The organism is Streptomyces sp. NPDC005791, assembly GCF_042871485.1.
Taxonomy (GTDB): Bacteria; Actinomycetota; Actinomycetes; order Streptomycetales; family Streptomycetaceae; genus Streptomyces.
Window position 1 is genome coordinate 43,237 of the sequence record NZ_JBIAIP010000008.1, and the last position, 22,612, is coordinate 65,848.

Annotated in this window: 17 protein-coding genes; 14 read left to right on the forward strand and 3 right to left on the reverse strand. The window is 70.8% G+C overall.

Annotated features, from left to right (window positions below):
• Nucleotides 1-139: 139 nt before the first annotated feature.
• Both miaB and ACFYSH_RS17305 read left to right on the forward strand, forming a co-directional pair.
• Complete coding sequence (gene miaB / locus ACFYSH_RS17300) at nucleotides 140-1,660, forward strand: tRNA (N6-isopentenyl adenosine(37)-C2)-methylthiotransferase MiaB (RefSeq protein WP_359466139.1); 1,521 nt, start codon at nucleotides 140-142, stop codon at nucleotides 1,658-1,660.
• A gap of 14 nt (nucleotides 1,661-1,674) precedes the next feature.
• On the forward strand, nucleotides 1,675-2,394 hold the full coding sequence (locus tag ACFYSH_RS17305) for a class III extradiol dioxygenase subunit B-like domain-containing protein (RefSeq protein ID WP_359466138.1): 720 nt from the start codon (nucleotides 1,675-1,677) through the stop codon (nucleotides 2,392-2,394).
• Nucleotides 2,395-2,477: 83 nt separating this feature from the next.
• On the opposite strand, the gene ACFYSH_RS17310 is transcribed toward ACFYSH_RS17305, so the two are convergent.
• Nucleotides 2,478-2,723, reverse strand: a complete 246-nt coding sequence (locus tag ACFYSH_RS17310) for an antitoxin (RefSeq protein ID WP_359466137.1) — start codon at nucleotides 2,721-2,723, stop codon at nucleotides 2,478-2,480.
• A gap of 189 nt (nucleotides 2,724-2,912) precedes the next feature.
• Here ACFYSH_RS17310 and miaA point away from each other — a divergent pair, with 189 nt between their 5' ends.
• The 6 genes from miaA (at nucleotide 2,913) to hflX (ending at nucleotide 10,868) form a co-directional block, all read left to right on the forward strand.
• A complete protein-coding gene (gene miaA / locus ACFYSH_RS17315) occupies nucleotides 2,913-3,851 on the forward strand; it encodes a tRNA (adenosine(37)-N6)-dimethylallyltransferase MiaA (RefSeq protein ID WP_359466136.1) in 939 nt (312 codons plus the stop codon).
• 107 nt (nucleotides 3,852-3,958) lie between these two features.
• Nucleotides 3,959-4,399: a hypothetical protein gene (locus ACFYSH_RS17320; protein ID WP_359466180.1), complete on the forward strand. Its 441-nt coding sequence runs from the start codon at nucleotides 3,959-3,961 to the stop codon at nucleotides 4,397-4,399.
• Between the two features lie 60 nt (nucleotides 4,400-4,459).
• A complete protein-coding gene (gene dapF, locus ACFYSH_RS17325) occupies nucleotides 4,460-5,332 on the forward strand; it encodes a diaminopimelate epimerase (protein ID WP_359466135.1) in 873 nt (290 codons plus the stop codon).
• Nucleotides 5,333-5,476: 144 nt separating this feature from the next.
• Nucleotides 5,477-7,624 carry a RelA/SpoT family protein gene (locus ACFYSH_RS17330; protein ID WP_388753357.1) on the forward strand — a complete coding sequence of 716 codons (2,148 nt, stop codon included), beginning with the start codon at nucleotides 5,477-5,479 and terminating at the stop codon, nucleotides 7,622-7,624.
• Between the two features lie 99 nt (nucleotides 7,625-7,723).
• Nucleotides 7,724-9,214, forward strand: coding sequence for a M1 family metallopeptidase (locus tag ACFYSH_RS17335; RefSeq protein ID WP_388753360.1), 1,491 nt, complete (start codon nucleotides 7,724-7,726; stop codon nucleotides 9,212-9,214).
• 133 nt (nucleotides 9,215-9,347) lie between these two features.
• Nucleotides 9,348-10,868, forward strand: a complete 1,521-nt coding sequence (gene hflX / locus ACFYSH_RS17340; RefSeq protein WP_359466129.1) for a GTPase HflX — start codon at nucleotides 9,348-9,350, stop codon at nucleotides 10,866-10,868.
• Nucleotides 10,869-10,966: 98 nt separating this feature from the next.
• On the opposite strand, the gene ACFYSH_RS17345 is transcribed toward hflX, so the two are convergent.
• Nucleotides 10,967-12,187 carry a hypothetical protein gene (locus ACFYSH_RS17345; protein ID WP_359466127.1) on the reverse strand — a complete coding sequence of 407 codons (1,221 nt, stop codon included), beginning with the start codon at nucleotides 12,185-12,187 and terminating at the stop codon, nucleotides 10,967-10,969.
• A 328-nt stretch (nucleotides 12,188-12,515) separates the two neighbouring features.
• On the opposite strand from ACFYSH_RS17345, the gene ACFYSH_RS17350 reads away from it, so the two are divergent.
• From ACFYSH_RS17350 to ACFYSH_RS17370, 5 genes are read left to right on the forward strand one after another with little or no spacing between them, the layout of a single operon-like run.
• Nucleotides 12,516-13,910: a diaminobutyrate--2-oxoglutarate transaminase family protein gene (locus tag ACFYSH_RS17350; RefSeq protein WP_359466125.1), complete on the forward strand. Its 1,395-nt coding sequence runs from the start codon at nucleotides 12,516-12,518 to the stop codon at nucleotides 13,908-13,910.
• Between the two features lie 28 nt (nucleotides 13,911-13,938).
• On the forward strand, nucleotides 13,939-15,861 hold the full coding sequence (locus ACFYSH_RS17355; protein ID WP_388753364.1) for an IucA/IucC family protein: 1,923 nt from the start codon (nucleotides 13,939-13,941) through the stop codon (nucleotides 15,859-15,861).
• 31 nt (nucleotides 15,862-15,892) lie between these two features.
• Entirely contained in the window at nucleotides 15,893-16,612 is a 720-nt protein-coding gene (locus tag ACFYSH_RS17360) for a GNAT family N-acetyltransferase (protein WP_388753367.1), read from the forward strand.
• 60 nt (nucleotides 16,613-16,672) lie between these two features.
• Nucleotides 16,673-18,538: an IucA/IucC family siderophore biosynthesis protein gene (locus ACFYSH_RS17365; protein WP_359466121.1), complete on the forward strand. Its 1,866-nt coding sequence runs from the start codon at nucleotides 16,673-16,675 to the stop codon at nucleotides 18,536-18,538.
• Between the two features lie 50 nt (nucleotides 18,539-18,588).
• On the forward strand, nucleotides 18,589-20,556 hold the full coding sequence (locus tag ACFYSH_RS17370) for an ATP-dependent DNA helicase (RefSeq protein WP_388753370.1): 1,968 nt from the start codon (nucleotides 18,589-18,591) through the stop codon (nucleotides 20,554-20,556).
• Nucleotides 20,557-20,716: 160 nt separating this feature from the next.
• Here the strand turns inward: ACFYSH_RS17370 and lexA are convergent, their stop codons facing one another.
• Nucleotides 20,717-21,514, reverse strand: a complete 798-nt coding sequence (lexA, locus tag ACFYSH_RS17375) for a transcriptional repressor LexA (protein ID WP_351281602.1) — start codon at nucleotides 21,512-21,514, stop codon at nucleotides 20,717-20,719.
• Between the two features lie 545 nt (nucleotides 21,515-22,059).
• Between lexA and nrdR the strand changes: the two genes are divergently transcribed.
• Nucleotides 22,060-22,575 carry a transcriptional regulator NrdR gene (gene nrdR, locus ACFYSH_RS17380; RefSeq protein WP_359466119.1) on the forward strand — a complete coding sequence of 172 codons (516 nt, stop codon included), beginning with the start codon at nucleotides 22,060-22,062 and terminating at the stop codon, nucleotides 22,573-22,575.
• The last annotated feature ends 37 nt before the right edge of the window (nucleotides 22,576-22,612 follow it).

The following is a 22,612-nucleotide window of genomic DNA, read 5'->3' on the forward strand; positions in this document are numbered from 1 at the left end:
GAAGGACCAGCATAGGAACCAACCGGAGCGAGTCGTTCAACGGCCCCTGGGTCCTCCGTCCACCCCGGAGGGCTCCCGCCTGCCACCTGCTTCTGCTCCGGCGTGCGGCCACGCCCCGGTCACCGCCTACCCTTGTCCCATGACCAGCGGCAACCGGAGCGAAGCAGTGGGCGTCCAGAAGAGCTACGAGGTACGCACTTACGGGTGCCAGATGAACGTCCATGACTCCGAACGCTTGTCGGGTCTGCTGGAGGGCGCCGGGTATGTCCGCGCCCCCGAGGGGTCCGACGGCGACGCCGACGTCGTCGTCTTCAACACCTGCGCGGTGCGTGAGAACGCCGACAACAAGCTCTACGGCAATCTGGGCCGCCTCGCCCCGATGAAGACGAAGCGCCCTGGGATGCAGATCGCCGTGGGCGGCTGTCTGGCGCAGAAGGACCGCGACACCATCGTCCGGCGGGCTCCCTGGGTGGACGTCGTCTTCGGCACGCACAACATCGGCAAGCTGCCGGTGCTGCTCGAGCGCGCCCGGGTGCAGGAGGAGGCGCAGGTAGAGATCGCCGAGTCCCTGGAGGCCTTCCCGTCGACGCTGCCCACCCGCCGCGAATCCGCGTACGCCGCGTGGGTGTCGATCTCCGTGGGCTGCAACAACACCTGCACCTTCTGCATCGTCCCCGCGCTGAGGGGCAAGGAGAAGGACCGTCGCACCGGTGACATCCTGGCCGAGATCGAGGCCCTCGTCGCCGAAGGCGTCAGCGAGATCACGCTGCTCGGCCAGAACGTGAACGCCTACGGCTCCGACATCGGTGACCGTGAGGCCTTCTCCAAGCTGCTGCGGGCCTGCGGCACGATCGAGGGCCTGGAGCGCGTCCGCTTCACCTCTCCGCACCCGCGTGACTTCACCGACGACGTGATCGCGGCGATGGCCGAGACCCCGAACGTGATGCCCCAGCTGCACATGCCGATGCAGTCGGGCTCGGACACGATCCTCAAGGCCATGCGCCGCTCGTACCGCCAGGAGCGCTTCCTCGGAATCATCGAGAAGGTGCGCGCCGCCATGCCGGACGCCGCCATCTCCACCGACATCATCGTCGGCTTCCCCGGGGAGACCGAGGAGGACTTCGAACAGACCATGCACGCCGTACGCGAGGCCCGCTTCACGAACGCCTTCACCTTCCAGTACTCCAAACGCCCTGGGACCCCGGCCGCCGACATGGAGGGGCAGATCCCCAAGGAGGTCGTCCAGGAGCGCTACATGCGCCTGTCCGCCCTCCAGGAGGAGATCTCCTGGGAGGAGAACAAGAAGCAGGTGGGCCGCATCCTGGAGGTCATGGTCGCGGAGGGCGAGGGCCGCAAGGACGGCGCCACGCACCGGCTGTCCGGGCGCGCGCCCGACAACCGCCTGGTCCACTTCACCAAGCCTTCCCAGGACGTACGGCCCGGCGACGTGGTGACCGTCGAGGTCACCTACGCCGCCCCGCACCACCTGCTCGCCGAAGGGGCGCCCCTGGGCGTCCGGCGCACCCGGTCGGGAGACGCCTGGGAGAAGCGCACCGCGACCCCTGCCGACCGGCCCGCCGGGGTCATGCTGGGCCTGCCCGGCATCGGCGCGCCCGCCCCGCTGGCCGCGGCCGCCACCCCGGGGTGCGGCTGCGACTGAGTACGCTGACCGGCATGCTTGTCGCCGCCGCAGTCTGTCCCAGCCCACCGCTCCTGGTGCCCGAGGTGGCTGCGGGGGCCGGGCCCGAGCTCGACGCCGCGAGGGACGCGAGCCTCGACGCGCTGGGCCTCCTCGCCGCCGCGCGCCCCGATCTTCTGGTCGTGGCCGGGCCCGCCGGACCGGACGGGTGCGGGTCGTTCCCTGCCGGTTCGGCCGGTTCCTTCGCAGGATTCGGCGTCGATCGGACCGTGCGGCTGGGTGAGGCGCCCTCCGGAGCCCCTGCTCCGCGACGCCCGCTCCCGGGATCCCTCGCCGTCGGTGCCTGGCTACTGGGTCACGCCCGGTGGGACGGCGCCCCGGTCGAGGGGTTCGGTGTGGCGGAGTCACTCGCAGCCGACCACTGCCTGCGGGCCGGTGCGGACCTGGCGGCCAGGGCCGAGCGGGTGGCCCTGCTGGTCATGGGCGACGGCAGCGCCTGCCGTACGGTCAAGGCGCCCGGCTACCTGGACGAGAGGGCGGCGGTCTTCGACGCCGCGGTGACCCGTGCGCTGGCCGGTGCCGACCTGGACGCGCTGAGCGCTCTGGACGAGTCCCTCGCGTACGAACTGAAGGCGGCGGGCCGGGCACCCTGGCAGGTGCTCGCGGGCGCGGCCCGGGACGCGGGACTCGGCGGACAGCTGCTGTACGAGGACGCCCCGTACGGCGTGGGGTACTTCGTCGCCGCCTGGTCGTGACCCCCGACCCCGGCCCGCACCGGCACGGATGAGGGCCGCGGAACGACATCGCTCCGCGGCCCTCGACTCCGTCGGCACCCGGGTCAGGGTGCGGGCGGCGGCGGCGGTGTACCGCCCTCGTTCTTGTGGCCGAGGCGGTCGACCGCCTCCTTCGCCTTCTGCGTGCCGGTCACGATCTTGTCGCTGTACTTGCCCTTGGTCCTTTGGTCGACCGTGCGGGCGGCCTTGTCGAGGCCTTGGTCGATCTTGCCCCCGTGCTGCTGCGCGAGGTCGCCGACCTTTTCCTTGGCCGGGGCCAGCTTGGCCTTCAGGTTGTCCAGGAAACCCATGGGTCACCTTCCGTGCTGGGGGACTGTGGTCACATTTTACCCGTCCGTGGGCGAACGCGCGTGACTCGCCGTGTCCACCCGTACCCGTGGAGCGCGGCGTCCGCACCGGTGGGCCGGTGCGCCTGAGCCCGACCGGGCGGGGCACAGCAGGCGGTCGGGACGCGTCTCGAAGTTTGGGAGACTGTCCCGGTGAGAAGACCAGCTCCCACCCCCCGCGTCATCACCGTCGTCGGTCCCACGGCGGCCGGAAAGTCCGATCTGGGAGTGTTTCTCGCCCAGCAGCTCGGCGGGGAAGTGGTCAACGCGGACTCCATGCAGCTCTACCGGGGCATGGACATCGGCACCGCGAAGCTGACTGTTCCCGAGCGGGCCGGCGTCCCGCACCACCTGCTGGACATCTGGGACGTGACCGAGGCCGCGAGCGTCGCCGAATACCAGCGGCTCGCCCGCGCCGAGATCGACCGGCTGCTGGCCGAAGGGCGGACTCCCGTCCTGGTGGGCGGTTCAGGTCTCTATGTGAAGGGCGCGATCGACGCCCTCGAATTCCCCGGAACGGACCCCGGCGTACGCGCCAGGCTCGAACAGGAGCTCACGGAGCACGGCTCCGGCGCCCTGCACGCCCGGCTCGCGGCCGCGGACCCCGCTGCCGCCCGCGCCATCCTGGCGGGCAACGGGCGCCGTATCGTCCGCGCACTGGAGGTCATCGAGATCACGGGCAAACCCTTCACCGCCAACCTCCCGGGCGAGGAAGCGGTGTACGACGCCCTGCAGATCGGTGTGGACGTCGCACGCCCCGAACTCGACGAACGGATCCGTACCCGGGTGGACCGGATGTGGGAGGCCGGCCTCGTGGACGAGGTGCGCGACCTGGAGGCCCGTGGGCTGCGCGAGGGGCGCACGGCCTCGCGTGCGCTCGGCTACCAGCAAGTGCTCGCGGCGCTCGCGGGGGAGTGCACCGAGAGCGAAGCGCGCACCGAGACCGTACGCGCCACCAAACGCTTCGCGCGGCGTCAGGACTCATGGTTCCGGCGCGATCCGCGCGTCCGGTGGTTGAGTGGCGCCGAGGAACAGCGCGAAGAGCTTCCGCACCGCGCGCTGGCGTTGGTCGAACGAGCGGTCACAGCCTGATCACGTGATGGCATCGGGAAGCTCCGCCCGTCATTTCGGCGGCCGGGGCCGTGCCATCATCGAGCATCGATCGACCAGTGGAGTCCGAGTGGGGAGGGCGCGTGGCGATGGAGGCCGGCCCTCGCGACACAGACCGAGAAGCAGCGGATCCGCAGCACGAGGCAGGACGCCTGAGCCCTGACGGGCCGGACGAGACCGAGGTGACCCCCGAGGTCGAGGTCGAACTCCGCCCCGCCCGCCGGCTGCGGATCTGGCAGCTCGCCCCGATCGTGGGGCTGGCGGCCGTGGGCTCCCTGATGTTCGCCTTCCCGCTCGCCTTCGAGTTCGGCGGCGGTGGTGCCGTCGTGGCGATGCTCGGGCTGCTGATCAGTGGCTGCGCCGCGGGCTGGGGCATGATGGCCGCGCGACGCGTGGGCCACACCTGGCCCGGCCTGCCCGCCAGGGGATCGGACGCACGCCCCGACTGGCGCGTGATCGCCCTGTACGTCGCCGTGTGCGCCGCGCTGGTGGCCCTGGCCGTCTGGCGTGTGGCCCGCCTCCGTTCCTGAGGCCGGAGCCGGGGGCGGCGGGGATCGCGGGCTGTCGGTGCGGCCTCGTACAGTTGGACCGTGAGCACTTCGCAGATCACCTTCCTCAAGGGCCACGGCACCGAGAACGACTTCGTCATCGTTCCCGATCCGGACAACGCCCTCGACCTGCCGGTCACCCTCGTCGCCCGACTGTGCGACCGCCGGGCGGGCGTCGGCGGCGACGGACTCCTGCATGTCGTGCGGTCCGCGGCGCACCCCGAGGCGCGAGGCATGGCCGCGCAGGCCGAGTGGTTCATGGACTACCGCAACGCCGACGGTTCGGTGGCCGAGATGTGCGGCAACGGGGTGCGCGTGTTCGCCCGCTACCTGCAGCGTGCCGGACTCGTCGAGAAGGGTGATCTGGCCGTCGCGACCCGGGGCGGGGTCAAGCGGGTGCACATCGCCAAGGACGACGACATCACGGTGTCCATGGGCCGGGCGGTGCTGCCCGAGGACGGTGTCACGGTCACCGTGGGCGGCCGCAGCTGGGACGCCCGCAACGTCAACATGGGCAATCCGCACGCCGTCGCGTTCGTCGAGGACCTGGCCCACGCCGGAGAGCTCCACGCCGTTCCGCCGTTCAGCCCGCAGTCGGTGTACCCGGACGGGGTCAACATCGAGTTCGTCGCGGACCGCGGGCCCCGGCACGTCGCGATGCGCGTTCACGAGCGGGGCTCCGGCGAGACCCGGTCCTGCGGGACCGGCGCCTGCGCGGTGGCCGTCGCCGCCGCCCGCAGGGACGGCGTGGACCCGGCGCGGACCGGATCCCCGGCCACGTACACCGTGGACCTGCCCGGGGGCACGCTGGTGATCACCGAGTACCCCGACGGCGGGATCGACATGACGGGACCCGCCGTGATCGTCGCGGAAGGCGTGATCGACCCCACCTGGCTCGAAACGATGATCGGTTAGAACCTCGCTCGAATGGGTGATCCGTTTCACGCTGGGCGAGAGCTGGACTGCGCCACGTGGTGGGGTCGATAGCATCAAGCACCGGCCCGGAGGTGTATCCGCACCTTTCCACCGCCGGTCGACGTTGCCGGAGGTGCGTGCCCCATGAGCGCAGAGGCCACCGATCCAGGTGCTCCCCTTCGCAAGCGCGGTCGTTCACGGATCGATCTGCGCAGGCTGGGCCGTGTCGCCCTGCTCGGGCCGGTGCCCCGTGACCGGCTGCCCGACGCCATCGGGCATGTCGCGGAGGCCCATCGGGCGCACTATCCGGACGCCGACCTCGCCATTCTCCGCGAGGCCTACGTCCTCGCGGAGTCCTCCCACCGCGGTCAGATGCGCAAGAGCGGCGAGCCGTACATCACCCATCCGCTGGCCGTGACCCTGATCCTCGCCGAACTCGGCGCGGAGACCACGACGTTGACGGCGTCCCTCCTCCACGACACGGTCGAGGACACAGAGGTGACCCTCGATCAGGTGCGGGAGGAGTTCGGCGACGAGGTCTGTTACCTGGTCGACGGCGTCACCAAACTCGAGAAGGTCGACTACGGAGCCGCTGCCGAGCCCGAGACCTTCCGCAAGATGCTCGTCGCCACCGGCAACGACGTCCGGGTCATGTCGATCAAACTGGCCGACCGGCTCCACAACATGCGGACCCTCGGCGTCATGCGTCCCGAGAAGCAGGCCAGGATCGCCAAGGTCACCCGGGACGTACTCATCCCGCTCGCCGAACGCCTGGGTGTGCAGGCGCTCAAGACGGAGCTCGAGGACCTCGTCTTCGCCATCCTGCATCCGGAGGAGTACGAGCGCACCCAGGCCCTGCTCGCCGCCTGGAGCGGCGCGCAGGATCCGCTCACCGAGATCGCGGACAGCGTCACCTCGACCCTGCGGGAGGCCGGCATCAACGCCACGGTGCGCATCAGACCGCGCCATGTCGTCTCGGTGCACCGGGTGAGGAGCAAACGCGGCGAGATGCGGGGCACCGACTTCGGACGGCTGCTGGTGCTCGTCGGGGAGGACGCCGACTGTTACGCGGTCCTGGGTGAGCTGCACACCTGTTTCACCCCGGTGATCTCCGAGTTCAAGGACTTCATCGCGGCTCCCAAGTTCAACCTGTACCAGTCGCTGCACACGGCGGTCGTCGGCCCCGACGGCGCGGTCGCCGAAGTGCTCATCCGCACCCACCGGATGCACAAGGTCGCCGAGGCAGGAGTCGTCGCGCTCGGCAACCCGTACACCCAGGACGGCACCACCACCGCGCACCAGCCCGAGCCCGCCGACGGCGAGCGCGCCGACCCGACCAGGCCCGGCTGGCTCTCCCGCCTCCTGGACTGGCAGGAAGCGGCGACCGACTCCGACACGTTCTGGGCCACGCTGCGCGCCGACCTCGCCCAGGACCGGGAGATCACGGTCTTCCGCACCGACGGCGGGACGCTCGGGCTACCCGCGGGCGCCAGCTGCGTCGACGCCGCCTACGCGCAGTACGGCGACGAGGCGCACGGCTGCATAGGAGCTCGCGTCAACGGCAGGCTCGCCACGCTCAGCACCGTACTGAACGACGGCGACACCGTGCAGCTGCTGCTCATCCACGACGCCTCGTCCGGTCCCTCCCCGGAGTGGCTCGACCACGCGCGCACCCCTGGCGCCCGCATCGCGATCACGACGTGGCTCGACGCGCATCCGGACGGCATGCCTGGGCCGCACAGAAGCAGGCCCGAGGCGCCGAGGCCGCAGGACCGGCCCGCAGACGACCCGCCGGCCGGCCGGGGCAGGGCCGGTGGCGGGGCTCCGAGCGTGGCCGTCGGCGCGCCGGGCGCGCAGGTCCGCCTCGCGGGCTGCTGCACCCCCGTCCCGCCCGACGGCATCATCGGGTTCACCGTGCGGGGCGGGGCCGTCGCCGTGCACCGTGAGGAGTGCCCTGCGGTGGCCCGTATGCGGGAGGTCGGCCGGGCGGCCGTCGAGGCCCGCTGGAACGACCCGGGCGACTGGAGCGGCACCGCCGACTACCGGGTCACCCTCGTCGCCGAGTCCTTCGGACGCCCCAGGCTCCTCGCCGACCTCACCGAGGCCATCGCGACGGCGGACGCGGCCATCGTCTCGGCGACCGTCGAGCCGCCCAGCGAACAGCGGGTGCGGCACACCTACACCCTGCAGCTGCCGGACGCGGCGGGGTTGCCGGGCCTCATGCGGGCGATGCGCGACGTACCCGGTGTGTACGACGTGAGCCGCGCCCAGCAGCCGGCCGCCGCCGGCTGACCACCGGCCGCCGCTCCTTGCCGCTTCCCGGCGACCCCGTTCGGGTGGTGCGGCGCGCGCCACTCCCGCGCGGGCGGCGCGCGCTGGTAGCGGTAGTCCATGCCGCTCACCTCCCGCCGACTGCGTGCCGCACTGCTGGCCACCGCCTCGGTCACCCTCGTCGCCGCCACCCTGCCCGCACCCGCACCGCTCGGCATCGGCGACCGTCTGTTCCCGCACCTCGGCAACCCGGGGTACGACGTCCTCTCGTACGACATCTCGCTCACCTACCGAGGCAGCAACACGAAGCCGCTCGACGCCGTCACCACGATCGACGCGCGGACCACCGCGCCGCTGGAGCGGATCAACCTCGATTTCACCCGGGGCGACGTCCGTTCCGTCGAGGTGAACGGGACGGACTCGGAGTTCGCCACCGCCGGTGAAGACCTGATCGTCGACGCTCCGGCCCGGCTCCCGGCCGGTGTTCCCGTGCGGGTCACCGTCCGGCACACGAGCGATCCCAAGGGTGACCCGGCCAACGGAGGCTGGGTCCCGACCGCCGACGGTCTGGCGATGGCCAACCAGGCCGACGCCGCACACCGGGTCTTCCCGAGCAACGACCACCCCGCCGACAAGGCGTACTTCACCTTCCGGGTGACCGCGCCGAAGGACCTCACCGTCGTGGCGGGTGGCCTACCCGCCGGTAAGCGGGACAACGCGGGCACGACCACCTGGACCTACCGCACCGAGCACCCGATGGCGACGGAACTGGCCCAGGTGTCCATCGGCCGCTCCGCCGTCCTGCGCCGTACCGGACCGGGTGGACTGCCGGTGCGCGACGTGGTGCCGGAGGCCGACCGCGAGAAGCTGGAACCCTGGCTCGACAAGACCCCGGCGCACGTCGCCTGGATGGAGAAGCAGGTCGGTTCGTACCCCTTCGAGACGTACGGGCTGCTGGTCGCGGACACCGAGATGGGCTTCGAGCTGGAGACACAGACGCTCTCCCTCTTCGAACGGTCCCTGTTCACCGGAAGGGGACATCCCGAGTGGTACGTCGAATCGGTCATGGTGCACGAGCTCGCCCATCAGTGGTTCGGCAACAGCGTCTCCCCGCGGACCTGGTCAGATCTCTGGCTCAACGAGGGGCACGCCACCTGGTACGAGGCCCGTTACGCAGAGGAACACGCGCAGAAGCCGATGGAGCGGCGGATGCGTGAGGCCTACGCCCGCTCCGACACCTGGCGTGCCGCGGGCGGCCCGCCCGCCCGCCCGGACGTCCCCACCCCCGACCACAAGATCAGCTTGTTCAGGCCGGTCGTGTACGACGGGAGCGCGCTGATCCTGTACGCGCTGCGCGAGGAGATCGGCGAGGCCGCCTTCGACCGCCTGGAGCGGACCTGGGTACACGCCCACCGGGACGGGTCGGCGACCACCCGGCAGTTCACGGCCCTGGCGTCGAGGATCGCGGGCAGGGACCTGACGGAGTTCTTCGACGGGTGGCTGTACGCGAAGAAGACTCCGCCGATGCCGGGACACCCGGACTGGCGCAGCGAGGCACCCCGTGGCGCCGTAGCCGGTCACGGCCCCGCGCGGGCGCCGAAACCCGAGTGACGAGCCGGGCGGGCGCATGCCACTATCGACGCGTCGGCACAGCGGCCGGTCGGCGGGTCCCCTTCCCGGGAATCTTCCGGCTGGGTCACGCGTTGTGACTGACGTAACGGACTTCTTTCGACGTAAGGATCCAATGACCTCCTCTTCTTCCCTTCCCCAGGACGCGCAGGACGCGCAGAGCGCCACGGAAGCCAACTCCGAGAGCCTCAACGAGAGCCTTCGGGCCGACGCCCTGATGGAAGAGGACGTCGCCTGGAGCCACGAGATCGACGGAGAGCGTGACGGCGACCAGCTGGACCGCTCCGAGCGTGCGGCACTCCGTCGTGTGGCAGGTCTCTCCACCGAGCTCGAGGACGTCACCGAGGTCGAGTACCGGCAGCTGCGCCTGGAGCGCGTGGTGCTCGTCGGTGTCTGGACATCGGGGACCGTCCACGACGCGGAGATCTCCCTCGCGGAGCTCGCGGCCCTGGCAGAGACGGCGGGTGCCCAGGTGCTCGACGCCGTGTTCCAGCGGCGCGACAAGCCGGACCCGGCCACCTACATCGGCTCGGGCAAGGCGCTGGAACTGCGCGACATCGTTCTTGAATCCGGGGCCGACACCGTCGTGTGTGACGGTGAGCTCAGCCCCGGCCAGCTGATCCACCTGGAAGACGTCGTCAAGGTCAAGGTGGTCGACAGGACGGCCCTGATCCTCGACATCTTCGCCCAGCACGCCAAGTCCCGTGAGGGCAAGGCACAGGTGTCGCTGGCACAGATGCAGTACATGCTCCCGCGCCTGCGTGGCTGGGGTCAGTCGCTGTCCCGGCAGATGGGCGGTGGCGGTTCCAGCGGTGGTGGCGGTATGGCCACCCGTGGCCCCGGTGAGACGAAGATCGAGACGGACCGGCGACGGATCCGCGAGAAGATGGCGAAGATGCGCCGGGAGATCGCGGAGATGAAGACCGGCCGTGAGATCAAGCGCCAGGAACGCAAGCGCAACAAGGTGCCCTCGGTGGCGATCGCCGGATACACCAACGCCGGTAAGTCCTCGCTGCTCAACCGGCTCACCGGCGCGGGTGTCCTCGTGGAGAACGCCCTGTTCGCGACCCTCGACCCGACCGTGCGCCGGGCCGAGACGCCGAGCGGGCGGATCTACACGCTGGCCGACACCGTCGGGTTCGTGCGTCACCTTCCCCACCACCTGGTCGAGGCGTTCCGCTCCACCATGGAGGAGGTCGGCGAATCCGACCTGATCCTGCATGTGGTGGACGGCTCCCACCCGGTGCCGGAGGAGCAGCTCGCCGCAGTGCGTCAGGTGATCCGGGAGGTCGGCGCGGTCGACGTCCCGGAGATCGTCGTGATCAACAAGGCGGACGCGGCGGATCCGCTCGTGCTGCAGCGCCTGCTGCGCACCGAGAAGCACGCGATCGCGGTGTCGGCGCGGACCGGCGCCGGTATCGACGAGCTGCTCGCGCTCATCGACTCCGAGCTGCCGCGGCCCTCGGTGGAGATCGAGGCACTCGTGCCCTACATCCAGGGCGGACTCGTCTCCCGGGTGCATGCCGAGGGCGAGGTGATCTCCGAGGAGCACACGCCGGAGGGCACCCTGCTCAAGGCGCGGGTCCACGAGGAGCTCGGAGCGGAACTCGCGGTCTTCGTCCCGGTGAGTCACTGACGCGGTGGACACGCAGGAGGCCGGGCTCCCCCTTCATGGAGGGGGAGCCCGGCCTCCTTGTCGCTCCGGGCGCCGTACCGCGTCCGGAGCGTGCGGTCCTACTGACCCGCGTACTTCTTGCTGACGGCCTCGTAGATGCCCTTGGCCTCCTGGCCCAGGCGGGGGCCGGCCAGCCAGCCGGCCGTCACCGGGCCGATGGAGGTGTTGGAGACCAGGGCCGGCTTACCGTCCTGGCCCTCGGCGACCCAGCCGCCGCCGGACGAACCACCGGTCATCGTGCAGCCGATGCGATACATCGTCGGCTGCTGCTCGAAGACGGCGAGGCGGCCGGGCCTGTCGGAACACTGCAGCGCCTTCTGGCCGTCGAAGGGCGGGGCCGCGGGATAGCCGGTCGCCGTCATGCTGTCGATCTCCGGGACGGCCGGGGCGTCGAATTCGACCGGAAGTGCCGACCCGACGGTCTCCTCGAGGGACTTGCCGGTCGATCCCTTCTCCGGAGCGACCTGCAGCACCGCGAAGTCGTACGGAGCACCCTGCCCGCCGGTCGCGGCGCCCTGGCTGATCCACTGCTCGGAAGTCTGTGCCCACTGGCCCCACCACACGCCGTACGGAGCGATCTCCTCCTTGGACGCGTTCTCCAGCTCGGCGGCCGACATACCGCTGTCGTTGTACGAGGGGACGAAGGCGATGTTGCGGTACCAGCCGCCGCTCCTGCCCGCGTGCACACAATGCCCGGCCGTCCAGACCATGTTGGACTTGCCCGGGTGGGCCGGGTCCTGGACCACGGTCGCCGAGCAGACCATCGAACCCTCGGGGCCGTCGAACAGGAGCTTGCCGGACTCCGGTGCGCCGTCGTGGTAGGGCGTCTGCAGGTTCGCCGCCTCGACCGGCGCGGGGGTCGGGTCCGTCACGCCCTCGTCGCCGGAGATGTCGTTGTCGACCGGGTTCTCCGGGGGCTTGTCGGCCTCCCGCATCCGGTCAGGGTCCCAGAGGTCCTCGATGATGGGGTTGACGTAGTCCTTGGCCTCACGCAGCCACTTGTCCTTGTCCCAGTTCTTCCACTCGCCGTTCCTCCACTTGTCGAGGTCGATCCCGTGCTCCTTGAGCCGGTCCTTGAGATCGTCCGGGATCACGACCTTCCCGTCGGAGGACTGGCCGGTGGAACTGCTCGGCTCGCTGATCGCCCCGTCCTCCTCGGGACCGCAGGCGGCGGCGGTGAGCGTCAGGACAGTGGCGAGGGCGGCTGCGGCGAACACCCGAGGGGTGCGACGGACACTCCCCCCGCGGTGTGCGGTATCGAGCGGGCGTATGGGTCGCATCTGGTGATCCCCCTGGGACTTCGTCACTGACTTCGGTACTGCACTGCGGACTTGGGGCGCGTGGCACGGGCCTGTGGACCACGCCACACGCCCCGGGCCGACGGCTCCGTCCCGAGTGCGGCCCCTACTATGCCGGTGCCGATGGGGACGGCCCGCGGCGGGCCACGGTTCCGCGCGCACAAGGATCTTCCGATTTACCCGTGATCTCCCGCGTTCGGCGTCGTTGGTACGTACGGGGGGCACCCTGACAGCGTTCATCGGCGCAGTCCGCCCCCAGGGACCGTACCGAGGCGCAACGCAACTGTTACCGCAGGAGGACCGAACAGCCGTGGCCGTGACCGAACCCGCTCCGGTGGCACCCTCCCCTGCGCACGAAGGGATCCTGCGGCGGCAGGCACTACGTGAGTCGGCGGCCCGCACCTATGCGCGGTCCCTGCCGATCGTGCCGGTCCGCGCACGGGGCATGACCATCGAGGGTGCGGACGGCCGGCGTTATCTGGACTGCCTGTCAGGGGCGGGCACGCTGGCACTCGGCCACAACCACCCTGTGGTGCTCGAGGCCATCCGAAAGGTCATCGACTCCGGAGCACCGTTGCACGTGCTCGACCTCGCCACCCCCGTCAAGGACGCCTTCACGACGGAGTTGTTCGCCACCCTGCCCCGGGAGCTTGCCGACGACGCCAGGATCCAGTTCTGCGGTCCGGCGGGCACGGACGCCGTCGAGGCGGCGTTCAAGCTGGCCAGGGCGGCGAGCGGGCGCAGTGAAATCCTCGCCTTCACCGGCGCGTACCACGGGATGACCGCCGGTTCCCTGGCCGCTTCGGGCGGCGCCACGGACGTACGGGTGACACGGCTGCCCTTCCCGCACAACTACCGCTGCCCCTTCGGGATCGGTGGCGAGCGGGGCGCGGACATCGCCGCGCGCTGGACGGAGCACCTCCTGGACGACCCCAAGGGCGGGGTACCCGCCCCGGCGGCCATGATCCTGGAACCGGTCCAGGGCGAGGGCGGCGTGAATCCAGCCCCGGACGGCTGGATGCGCCGGATGCGGGAGATCACCCAGCAGCGTTCCGTCGCCCTCATCGCGGACGAGGTACAGACGGGAGTCGGCAGGACCGGCACGTTCTGGGCGGTCGAGCACAGCGGTGTCGTGCCCGACGTGATGGTGCTCTCGAAAGCCATCGGCGGCTCGCTGCCGCTCGCGGTGATCGTCTACCGCTCCGAGCTCGACCTCTGGCAGCCGGGTGCCCACGCGGGCACCTTCCGGGGCAACCAGCTCGCCATGGCGGCCGGAGCCGCGACTCTCGCGTACGTACGGGAGAACCGGCTCGCCGAACGTGCGGGGACGCTGGGTGCGCGCATGCTCGCCAGGCTCCAGGCGCTGAGCGCGGAGCATCCGAGCATCGGCGACGTCCGGGGCCGCGGTCTGATGATCGGCATCGAGTTGGTCGACCCCGAGGCCCAACCGCTCACCGTCACCGTCGAGAACGGCTCGGCCCCACCGCCCGATCCCACCCTCGCCGCCGCGGTGCAGCAGGAGTGCCTGCGCCGTGGCCTCATCGTCGAACTCGGCGGCCGCCACAGCGCCGTGGTCCGACTGCTGCCCCCACTCACTCTCACCGACGAACAGGCGACGGCGGTCGTCGACCGTCTCGCCGACGCGCTGAGAGCGGCCGAGCGCTCTCCGTACCGCCGGGCCGCTGCCGGGCCGACCACCCGTTGATCCCGGACCCCTCACAAGAAGGACCGCCGTGAACCCCACCCCTGCGCCCGAGGCCGACGGCCCTCTCACCAGCCAGCAGCGAGGACAAGAGGTGCCGGAGGGCCCCCTCGCCGTCGAGTCGACGACCGTGCCGCGTCAGAAGGCCGGCCCGCACGGAACCCCGCGTGCCGGGGCGGACCCCCGCACGGGCTCCCTTCCCGCGGAAAGCCCCGGACCTGCGGAGTGGGATCCGCTGGACCATCCGGACCCGCTCCGGGCGGCCGACTCGGCCGGTACCGAAAATCTGCTGCGCTGCTGGGCCAGGGAGAACGATCTGACCCGCCCGCAGGGAAACACGCTGCGTATCCCGCTCCCCGCGAGTGCCACCGCTCTGACCGTCCCGGTCGCCCACTGGTCGGCGACGGGCTGGCACCGCTTCGGGACGCCGGTTCTGGAGAACGCGCCTGCCGGCGCCCCGGGCGTCGACGCCGTCACCGTGGCAGTCCTGCTGAGCCGTGAGAGCGAGCGGAACGCGGCAGTCGATCTGGTGGCCAGAGTGGCCGACTCCGTACGACACACCGCGGCCTTCATCGCGAACCGGCGCCGCGCACCCTCCGCGTCGTCCGAGGCCGATCTCTTCCTCGCCGCCGAGCAGTCCCTCGTCCTCGGCCACCCCCTGCACCCCACTCCCAAGAGCCGCGAAGGTCTCTCCGAGTCCGAGACGCTGCTCTACTCACCCGAGTTGCACGGCTCCTTCCCGCTCCACTGGCTGGCAGTGGACCGAGCCGTGCTGGCGACGGAGTCGTCGTGGACGAAGGCCGGCAGGCCCGTCCCGGCGGAGGCGCTCCTCGCACCCCACGCCGAGGGGCTCAGCCTTCCCGAAGGCACCGCGGCCCTCCCGCTCCACCCGTGGCAGGCCGCGGAAGTCCTGCGTCGACCCGAGGTCGTCGCGATGTGCGAGAAGGGTCTCCTGCACGACCTCGGCCCGTACGGGGAACGCTGGCACCCCACCTCCTCGGTCCGCACCGTGCACCGCCCCGGATCCGACCTCATGCTGAAGCTGTCCCTGGGCGTCCGCATCACCAACTCACGCCGGGAGAACCTCCGCAAGGAACTCCACCGCGGTGCCGAGGTCCACCGGCTGCTGCGCACCGGCCTGGGGGACCGGTGGCAGGCGGCGCACCCGGGCTTCGACATCGTCAGGGACCCCGCCTGGCTGGCGGTCGACCACCAGGACGGCACCCCCGTCCCGGGCCTCGACGTGATGCTCCGCCACAATCCGTTCGGGCCGGCCGACGACGCGGTGTGCATCGCCGGACTCACCGCCCCCCGCCCGTGGCCCGGCCGGCCGGGCACCCACTCGCGGCTCGCCGACACGATCTCCTCGCTGGCCGCCCGGACGGGCAGGACGACCGGGGCGGTGTGCGCCGAGTGGTTCCTGCGCTATCTCGACCGCGTCGTCCTCCCCGTCCTCTGGCTCGACGCCCACGCGGGCGTCGCCCTGGAGGCCCACCAGCAGAACACGCTCGTCCTCCTCGACCCGGACGGCTGGCCCGTCGGGGGCAGGTACCGCGACAACCAGGGCTACTACTTCCGGGAGTCCCACCGGCCCGCACTCGAGCGCCGGCTCCCGGGCATCGGCGTCGTCAGCGACACCTTCGTCTCCGACGCCGTCACCGACGAACGGCTCGCCTACTACCTCGGCATCAACAACGTCTTCGGGCTGATCGGGGCGTTCGGCTCCCAGCGGCTCGCCGACGAACAGCTGCTCCTCGCCGCGTTCCGCCGTTTCCTCGAAGGTGCCGTCGGCATGGGCTCCTCCCTCCCCTCCTATCTTCTGGAGACCGGGCAGCTCCGCTGCAAGGCCAACCTACTCACCCGGATGCAGGGCCTGGACGAACTCGTCGGGCCGGTGGACACGCAGTCCGTGTACGTCACCATCGCCAATCCGCTCCGCAGCTCCAGGACATGACCGCCTGACACCACGAGAGGGGGGCGTCACGGTGCATCGAGCCGATGCCCACACCGAGACCGGTGTCGTCCCGCACGACACCACCGGCACCGAGGACACTCTTGAGCTGCGCCTCACCGAAGAGTTCCTCGCCCTGCTCGGTGATGCCCACCCGGAGGCAGCCGCAGGAGCCGACGCTCCCGCTCTCGTGGGCGACCCCGGCACATGGAGCCCGGTCACCACCGCCGCCGGGGCGTTCCGGCTCGTGCCGGTGAACCCCGCACGCGACCTGGCAATGATCAGCCACTGGATGAACGACCCCGCCGTCGCCACCTTCTGGGAGCTCGCCGGGCCGGAGTCGGTCACCGCCGCCCATCTCCGCCGGCAGCTCGTCGGGGACGGGCGCAGCGTCCCCTGCCTCGGAGTCCTCGGCGGCACGCCCATGAGCTACTGGGAGATCTACCGGGCGGATCTGGACCCGCTGGCGCGCCACTACCCGGTGCGGCCCCACGACACGGGGATCCACCTCCTCATCGGCGGCGTGGGCAACCGCGGGCGTGGTGTCGGCACCGTACTGCTCAGAGCCGTCGCCGATCTCGTACTCGACCACCGTCCGCTCTGCGGCCGGGTGGTCGCCGAGCCGGACCTGCGCAACACCCCGTCCATGTCCGCCTTCCTGAGCGCCGGGTTCCGCTTCTGCGCGGAAGTGGACCTTCCCGACAAGCGAGCGGCCCTGATGGTCCGCGACCGAGCCCACCGTGAACACCTGTGAACAACTCGCCGCACCGCCCAGCCCGCTCGAACCCCATCGGTCCCACCCGGAGGAGTCCCCGTGCCGACATACCCTGCGAGCCGTCATCCGGCGGAGTCCCACACGCCGCTCGACACTCCGGAACTCAACCGCACCGTCTGGGACCGGGCGTCGGCGAGGCTCCTCGCCAAGATGCTCGGTGAGTTCGCCTACGAGGAAGTCATCGAGCCCGTACCCCGGGCGTCCGACGGCGGCGGCCGGACCGGCCACTACACCGTCCCGCTCGACGACGGTGCGACGCTGCACTTCCACGCCCGGCGTGGTGTCTACGGCAGCTGGCGCGTCGACCCCGCGACGATCCACGAGGTCATCGCCGAAGGCCGCGGCGCGGAAGGAGGCACCGACGGCGGCACCCCCTTCCACGACCCGCTCAGCTTCCTCGCCCGTGGCCGTCGTCTGCTCGGCCTCGACGGTGCCACGCTCGGTCACCTCATTCGTGAACTGACCGCGACCCTCATCGCCGACGCACACCTCGAACACACCGCCCTCCGCGCGCCACAGCTCGCCGAACTCCCCTACGCCGAACTCGAAGGCCACCAGACCGGACACCCGTGGCTCGTGGCGAACAAGGGCCGTCTCGGGTTCTCCGCCGCGGATGCCGCCCGCTACACCCCCGAAGCCCGGTCGGCCACCGCACTGCCCTGGATCGCCGTCAGCACCCGTATAGCCGGCTACCGGGGAGTGGGCCGTGTCGCCATCCCCGAAGACCTCTACGCCCAGGAACTGGACCCGCGCGTCCGGGAATCCTTCGACGGGATCCTGCGCGGGCGGGGTCTCGATCCCGCCGGCTATCTGTTCCTTCCCGTGCATCCGTGGCAGTGGGACGAATGGATCGTCCCACTCTTCGCCCCCGCGATCGCGCACGGTGACATCGTGCCTCTGCACACCGACGACGACCTCCGGCTGCCCCAGCAGTCCATCCGTACCTTCACCAACGTGGGGCGGCCCGACCGGCACACGGTCAAGCTGCCGCTCTCGATCCTCAACACCCTTGTCTGGCGGGGGCTTCCGACCGAACGCACGCTCGCCGCCCCCGCCGTCACCGCGTGGGTCCAGGGACTGTGCGACGCAGACCCGTTCCTCCGGGACACCTGCGGCGTCATCCTGCTCGGCGAGGTCGCGTCGGTGGCCGTGGAGCACCCGCTCTACGACCACCTGCCGGAGTCGCCGTACCAGTTCAAGGAGATCCTCGGAGCGATCTGGCGGGAGCCCCTGCAGCCCCGGCTCGCACCCGGCGAGCGCGCCCGTACGCTGGCCTCGCTGCTGCTGACGGACCCCGACGGCCGTTCCTTCACCGCCGAGCTCGTCTCCCGCTCGGGCCTCGCCCCGGCGGTCTGGCTGGCCCGGCTCTTCGCCGCGCTGCTGCCGCCGCTGCTGCACTTCCTGTACCGCTACGGCACGGTGTTCTCGCCGCACGGTGAGAACGCCATCGTCGTCTTCGACGAGAACGACGTACCGGTGCGCCTCGCGATCAAGGACTTCGTCGACGACGTGAACGTCAGTGCCCGGCGTCTCCCGGAACACGACACGATGTCCGAGGCCGTCCGCGAGATCCTGCTCACGGAGGAACCCTCCTTCCTCACCCAGTTCATCCACTCGGGGCTCTTCGTGGGTGTCTTCCGTTATCTGTCTCCCCTCTGCGAGGAGCAACTGGACGTACCGGAGGGTGAATTCTGGTCACTCGTCCGTGCCGAGATCCTGAGGCATCACGCCCGTTTCCCCGACCTCAAGGAGCGGTTCGAGATCTTCGACATGCTGACCCCGACGATCGAGCGCCTGTGTCTCAACCGCAACCGTCTGCACCTGGACGGTTACCGAGACCGGCCTAAGCGCCCGCACGCCGCCGTCCACGGCACCGTCGCGAACCCGCTCCATCCCTCCGCGTGAGTCCGGGACCGCTCGAAGGTGTCAGTGGGGCGCCGTAGGGTGGACGCGCTATGACGAAGCCATCTCTCCCCGAGCTCCTCCATGCCGCCGTCACCGCTGTGGGCGGTACGGAACGGCCCGGCCAGGTCTCCATGGCCGAGGCCGTCGCCGAGGCCGTCGACGACAACGCCCATCTGCTCGTCCAGGCCGGTACCGGCACAGGTAAGTCACTCGGCTACCTGGTGCCGGCGCTGGCCCACGGCGAGCGGGTCGTGGTGGCCACGGCGACGCTGGCCCTCCAGCGCCAGCTGGTGGAGCGGGACCTTCCGCGTACGGTCGACGCGCTGCACCCGTTGCTGCGCCGCCGACCGCAGTTCGCGATGCTCAAGGGCCGGTCGAACTACCTCTGTCTGCACCGCCTCCACGAGGGGGCTCCGCAGGACGAGGAGGAGGGGCTCTTCGACCAGTTCGAAGCGGCGGCTCCGTCGAGCAAGCTGGGCCAGGACCTGCTGCGGCTGCGCGACTGGTCGGACGAGACGGAGACCGGCGACCGGGACGACCTGACACCGGGTGTATCGGACCGGGCGTGGGCCCAGATCTCCGTCTCCTCGCGTGAGTGCCTCGGGGCCTCGAAGTGCGCCTACGGCGCCGAATGCTTCGCGGAGGCGGCCCGTGAGCGGGCCAAGCTGGCGGATGTCGTCGTCACCAACCACGCCCTGCTCGCGATCGACGCGATCGAGGGCGCCCCGGTGCTTCCCCAGCACGAGGTGCTCATCGTCGACGAGGCCCATGAGCTGGTCTCGCGGGTCACCGGGGCGGCCACCGGCGAGCTCACCCCCGGCCAGGTCAACCGTGCGGTGCGCCGTGCCGCGAAGCTGGTCAACGAGAAGGCGGCGGACGCCCTCCTGACCGCGTCGGAGGGCTTCGAGCGGGTGCTGGAGCTGGCGCTCCCAGGACGCCTCGAAGAGGTGCCGGAAGACCTCGGCTACGCGCTGATGGCCTTGCGCGATGCCGCGCGTACGGTGATTTCCGCCCTCGGCGGTACCCGGGACAAGTCGGTCCAGGACGAGGACGCGGTACGCAAGCAGGCCATGGCGTCCGTCGAGTCCGTCCACAGTGTCGCGGAGCGCATCACCCAGGGCTCCGAGTACGACGTCGTCTGGTACGAGCGCCATGACCGCTTCGGCGCGTCGGTCCGGGTCGCGCCGCTGTCGGTCTCCGGGCTGCTGCGCGAGAAGCTGTTCGCCGAACGGTCGGTGGTGCTGACCTCGGCCACGCTCAAGCTGGGCGGTGACTTCAACGGGGTGGGGGCATCGCTGGGGCTCGCTCCCGAGGGGACGGCGGGTGAGGACGTCCCGCAGTGGAAGGGTCTCGACGTCGGCTCGCCGTTCGACTACCCGAAGCAGGGAATCCTGTACGTCGCCCGGCATCTGGCCCTGCCCGGCCGGGAGGGTTCCCGCACCGACATGCTCGATGAGCTCGCCGAGCTGGTGGAGGCGGCGGGGGGTCGCACCCTGGGGCTGTTCTCCTCCATGAGGGCGGCGCAGGCGGCAGCCGAGGAGTTGCGCGGCCGGCAGGACAAGCCGATCCTGCTGCAGGGTGAGGAGACGCTCGGGGAGCTGATCAAGAATTTCGCGGCGGATCCCGAGACCTGCCTGTTCGGGACGCTGTCCCTCTGGCAGGGCGTCGATGTGCCCGGCCCGAGCTGCCAGCTCGTGGTCATGGACCGGATTCCGTTCCCCCGGCCGGACGACCCGCTGATGAGCGCCCGCCAGAAGGCGGTCGAGGAAGCCGGCGGCAACGGGTTCATGGCGGTGGCGGCGACCCACGCGGCGCTGCTGATGGCTCAGGGTGCGGGCCGGCTCGTCCGGGCCACGGGTGACAAGGGCGTGGTCGCGGTGCTCGACCCCCGGCTGGCCAATGCTCGGTACGGGAGCTATCTCCGCGCCTCGCTGCCCGACTTCTGGTACACCACGGACCGCAATCAGGCACGGCGCTCACTCGCGGCCATCGACGCGGCGGCCAAGGCCGCGCAGTGAAGGCGGCGGGGCGCCGGGCCGTCCCCGGTGGCCCGCCGTAGGGTCGGCCGGTCCACGGTGGGGCCGTGCCAGGGGTGGGGCGGCGCGCCACGGCCCCCGGACACGTCAGGGCCCCGGAACCGACGCAGGGATCCCGGGGCCCAGTCCTGACCGGCGGAGCTCAAACCCGCCGCAGCACGGCCACGACCTTGCCCAGGATCGTCGCCTCGTCACCGGGGATCGGCTGGTAGGCGGAGTTGTGCGGGAGCAGCCACACATGGCCGTCCTCGCGCTTGAACCGCTTGACCGTGGCTTCGCCGTCCAGCATGGCTGCCACGATGTCGCCGTTCTCCGCGACTGGCTGGCGCCGCACCGTGACCCAGTCCCCGTCCATGATCGCTGCCTCGATCATCGAGTCACCGACGACCTTCAGCACGAAGAGCTCGCCGTCACCGACGAGCTGGCGGGGGAGGGGGAAGACGTCCTCGACCGACTCCTCGGCGAGGATCGGGCCGCCGGCCGCGATCCGGCCGACCAGTGGCACGTACGAGGCGGCGGGCTTCCCGGTGGTGTCGGTCGCCTGAGTGGTGGGCTGGTCCGAGCCCCGGACCTCGTATGCGCGCGGCCGGTGCGGGTCGCGGCGCAGGAAGCCCTTGCGCTCCAGAGCCATCAGCTGGTGGGCGACGGAGGAGGTGCTGGACAGTCCCACCGCCTGGCCGATCTCGCGCATCGACGGAGGATAGCCTCGCCGCTGCACCGAGTCCCGGATCACCTCGATCACGCGCCGCTGCCGGTCCGTGAGCCCCGAGCTGTCCGCCCGGATCCCTGGGGGGCGGCCGGGCAAGGAGCGCGCGGGTCGCGTGGGCTCCGGCCCCTCCGCGTTCATGACTGAGTCATTCATGGCATGCACCGGCTCAAGTCGGCCCTGGGAGCGGTGGTCCTGGGCAGTGATGGTGGCGCTGTCTGCGGTGGTGGTCACGTCGGCCCCTCTCGAATGGTCTCCCTGGTTAGGCAACGGTAGTAGCTTTCGAAAGGTTGCGCCAAACACACGTTCGAGTGAAAAACAAATAAAGGGCTGTTACGGGTTCGCTCGGAGGTGTATGTGCGGAGGCGGTCGGCTTGAATCGGCCGGTGGGCTCCGGGTGTCACGCTAGCGTTCCGCCGGTCCGTACGCGCGCGCGGGGGTGTGCCCCGCGTGCGGCGTGCGGAAGCTCTCGGGAGCACTCACCCGCATCCGCCGGAGGCTGCCGGCGGTGGGCCCGAGGCGAGGACCTCCGCGCGTTTCCCGTACCCTCGTGCCGGGCCGTAGGCTGCCCCCCGGCCCTCGTGAAGGCGCGACACGCGCGGGGGGTGGAAGTGGGGCGAAACCCTAGATGTAGTGGTTGCGTTGCTGTCGCTGCCCATAAGTAGTGGTCCCCGGTCCATCGGGGTCGAGTTCATCGCCTATGCTTGTGACTGTCCTCAGGGGCCCTGAACAGGGCACGGAGGGCTATTCAGTCGTGCTGTGAAGGAGGGTTCGGAGATATGCACTGCCCCTTCTGCAGGCACCCCGACAGCCGGGTCGTGGACAGTCGCACGACGGACGACGGGACGTCGATCCGACGGCGCCGGCAGTGCCCCGACTGCTCCCGTCGCTTCACGACGGTGGAAACCTGCTCACTGATGGTGGTCAAGCGCAGTGGCGTCACCGAGCCCTTCAGTCGCACCAAGGTCATCTCGGGGGTCCGCAAGGCGTGCCAGGGCCGGCCTGTCACCGAGGACGCACTGGCGAAGCTCGGCCAGCGGGTCGAGGAGGCCGTGCGGGCCACCGGCAGTGCCGAACTGACGACACACGATGTGGGTCTGGCCATACTCGGACCCCTGCAGGAACTCGACCTCGTCGCGTACCTGCGTTTCGCATCCGTGTACCGGGCGTTCGACACGCTCGAGGACTTCGAGACCGCGATCGCGGAGCTCCGCGATCAGCGGCCCCGTGCAGAACAAGGCGGGAGTGGCGAGACCCTCGAGGTCCCCGCCCCCGCCGCAGTCGCCGCTGATTGAGCACTGAGCCGGCCGGTGGAGCCGGTGGCAGCGGCAA

What these genes read in the sequence shown, in the direction of transcription:
- miaB (WP_359466139.1), top strand. Translation starts at nt 140, where the DNA reads ATGACCAGCGGCAACCGGAGCGAAGCAGTGGGCGTCCAGAAGAGCTAC.
- ACFYSH_RS17305 (WP_359466138.1), top strand. Translation starts at nt 1,675, where the DNA reads ATGCTTGTCGCCGCCGCAGTCTGTCCCAGCCCACCGCTCCTGGTGCCC.
- ACFYSH_RS17310 (WP_359466137.1), bottom strand. Translation starts at nt 2,723, where the DNA reads ATGGGTTTCCTGGACAACCTGAAGGCCAAGCTGGCCCCGGCCAAGGAA.
- ACFYSH_RS17320 (WP_359466180.1), top strand. Translation starts at nt 3,959, where the DNA reads ATGGAGGCCGGCCCTCGCGACACAGACCGAGAAGCAGCGGATCCGCAG.
- ACFYSH_RS17330 (WP_388753357.1), top strand. Translation starts at nt 5,477, where the DNA reads ATGAGCGCAGAGGCCACCGATCCAGGTGCTCCCCTTCGCAAGCGCGGT.
- ACFYSH_RS17335 (WP_388753360.1), top strand. Translation starts at nt 7,724, where the DNA reads ATGCCGCTCACCTCCCGCCGACTGCGTGCCGCACTGCTGGCCACCGCC.
- hflX (WP_359466129.1), top strand. Translation starts at nt 9,348, where the DNA reads ATGACCTCCTCTTCTTCCCTTCCCCAGGACGCGCAGGACGCGCAGAGC.
- ACFYSH_RS17345 (WP_359466127.1), bottom strand. Translation starts at nt 12,187, where the DNA reads ATGCGACCCATACGCCCGCTCGATACCGCACACCGCGGGGGGAGTGTC.
- ACFYSH_RS17370 (WP_388753370.1), top strand. Translation starts at nt 18,589, where the DNA reads ATGACGAAGCCATCTCTCCCCGAGCTCCTCCATGCCGCCGTCACCGCT.
- nrdR (WP_359466119.1), top strand. Translation starts at nt 22,060, where the DNA reads ATGCACTGCCCCTTCTGCAGGCACCCCGACAGCCGGGTCGTGGACAGT.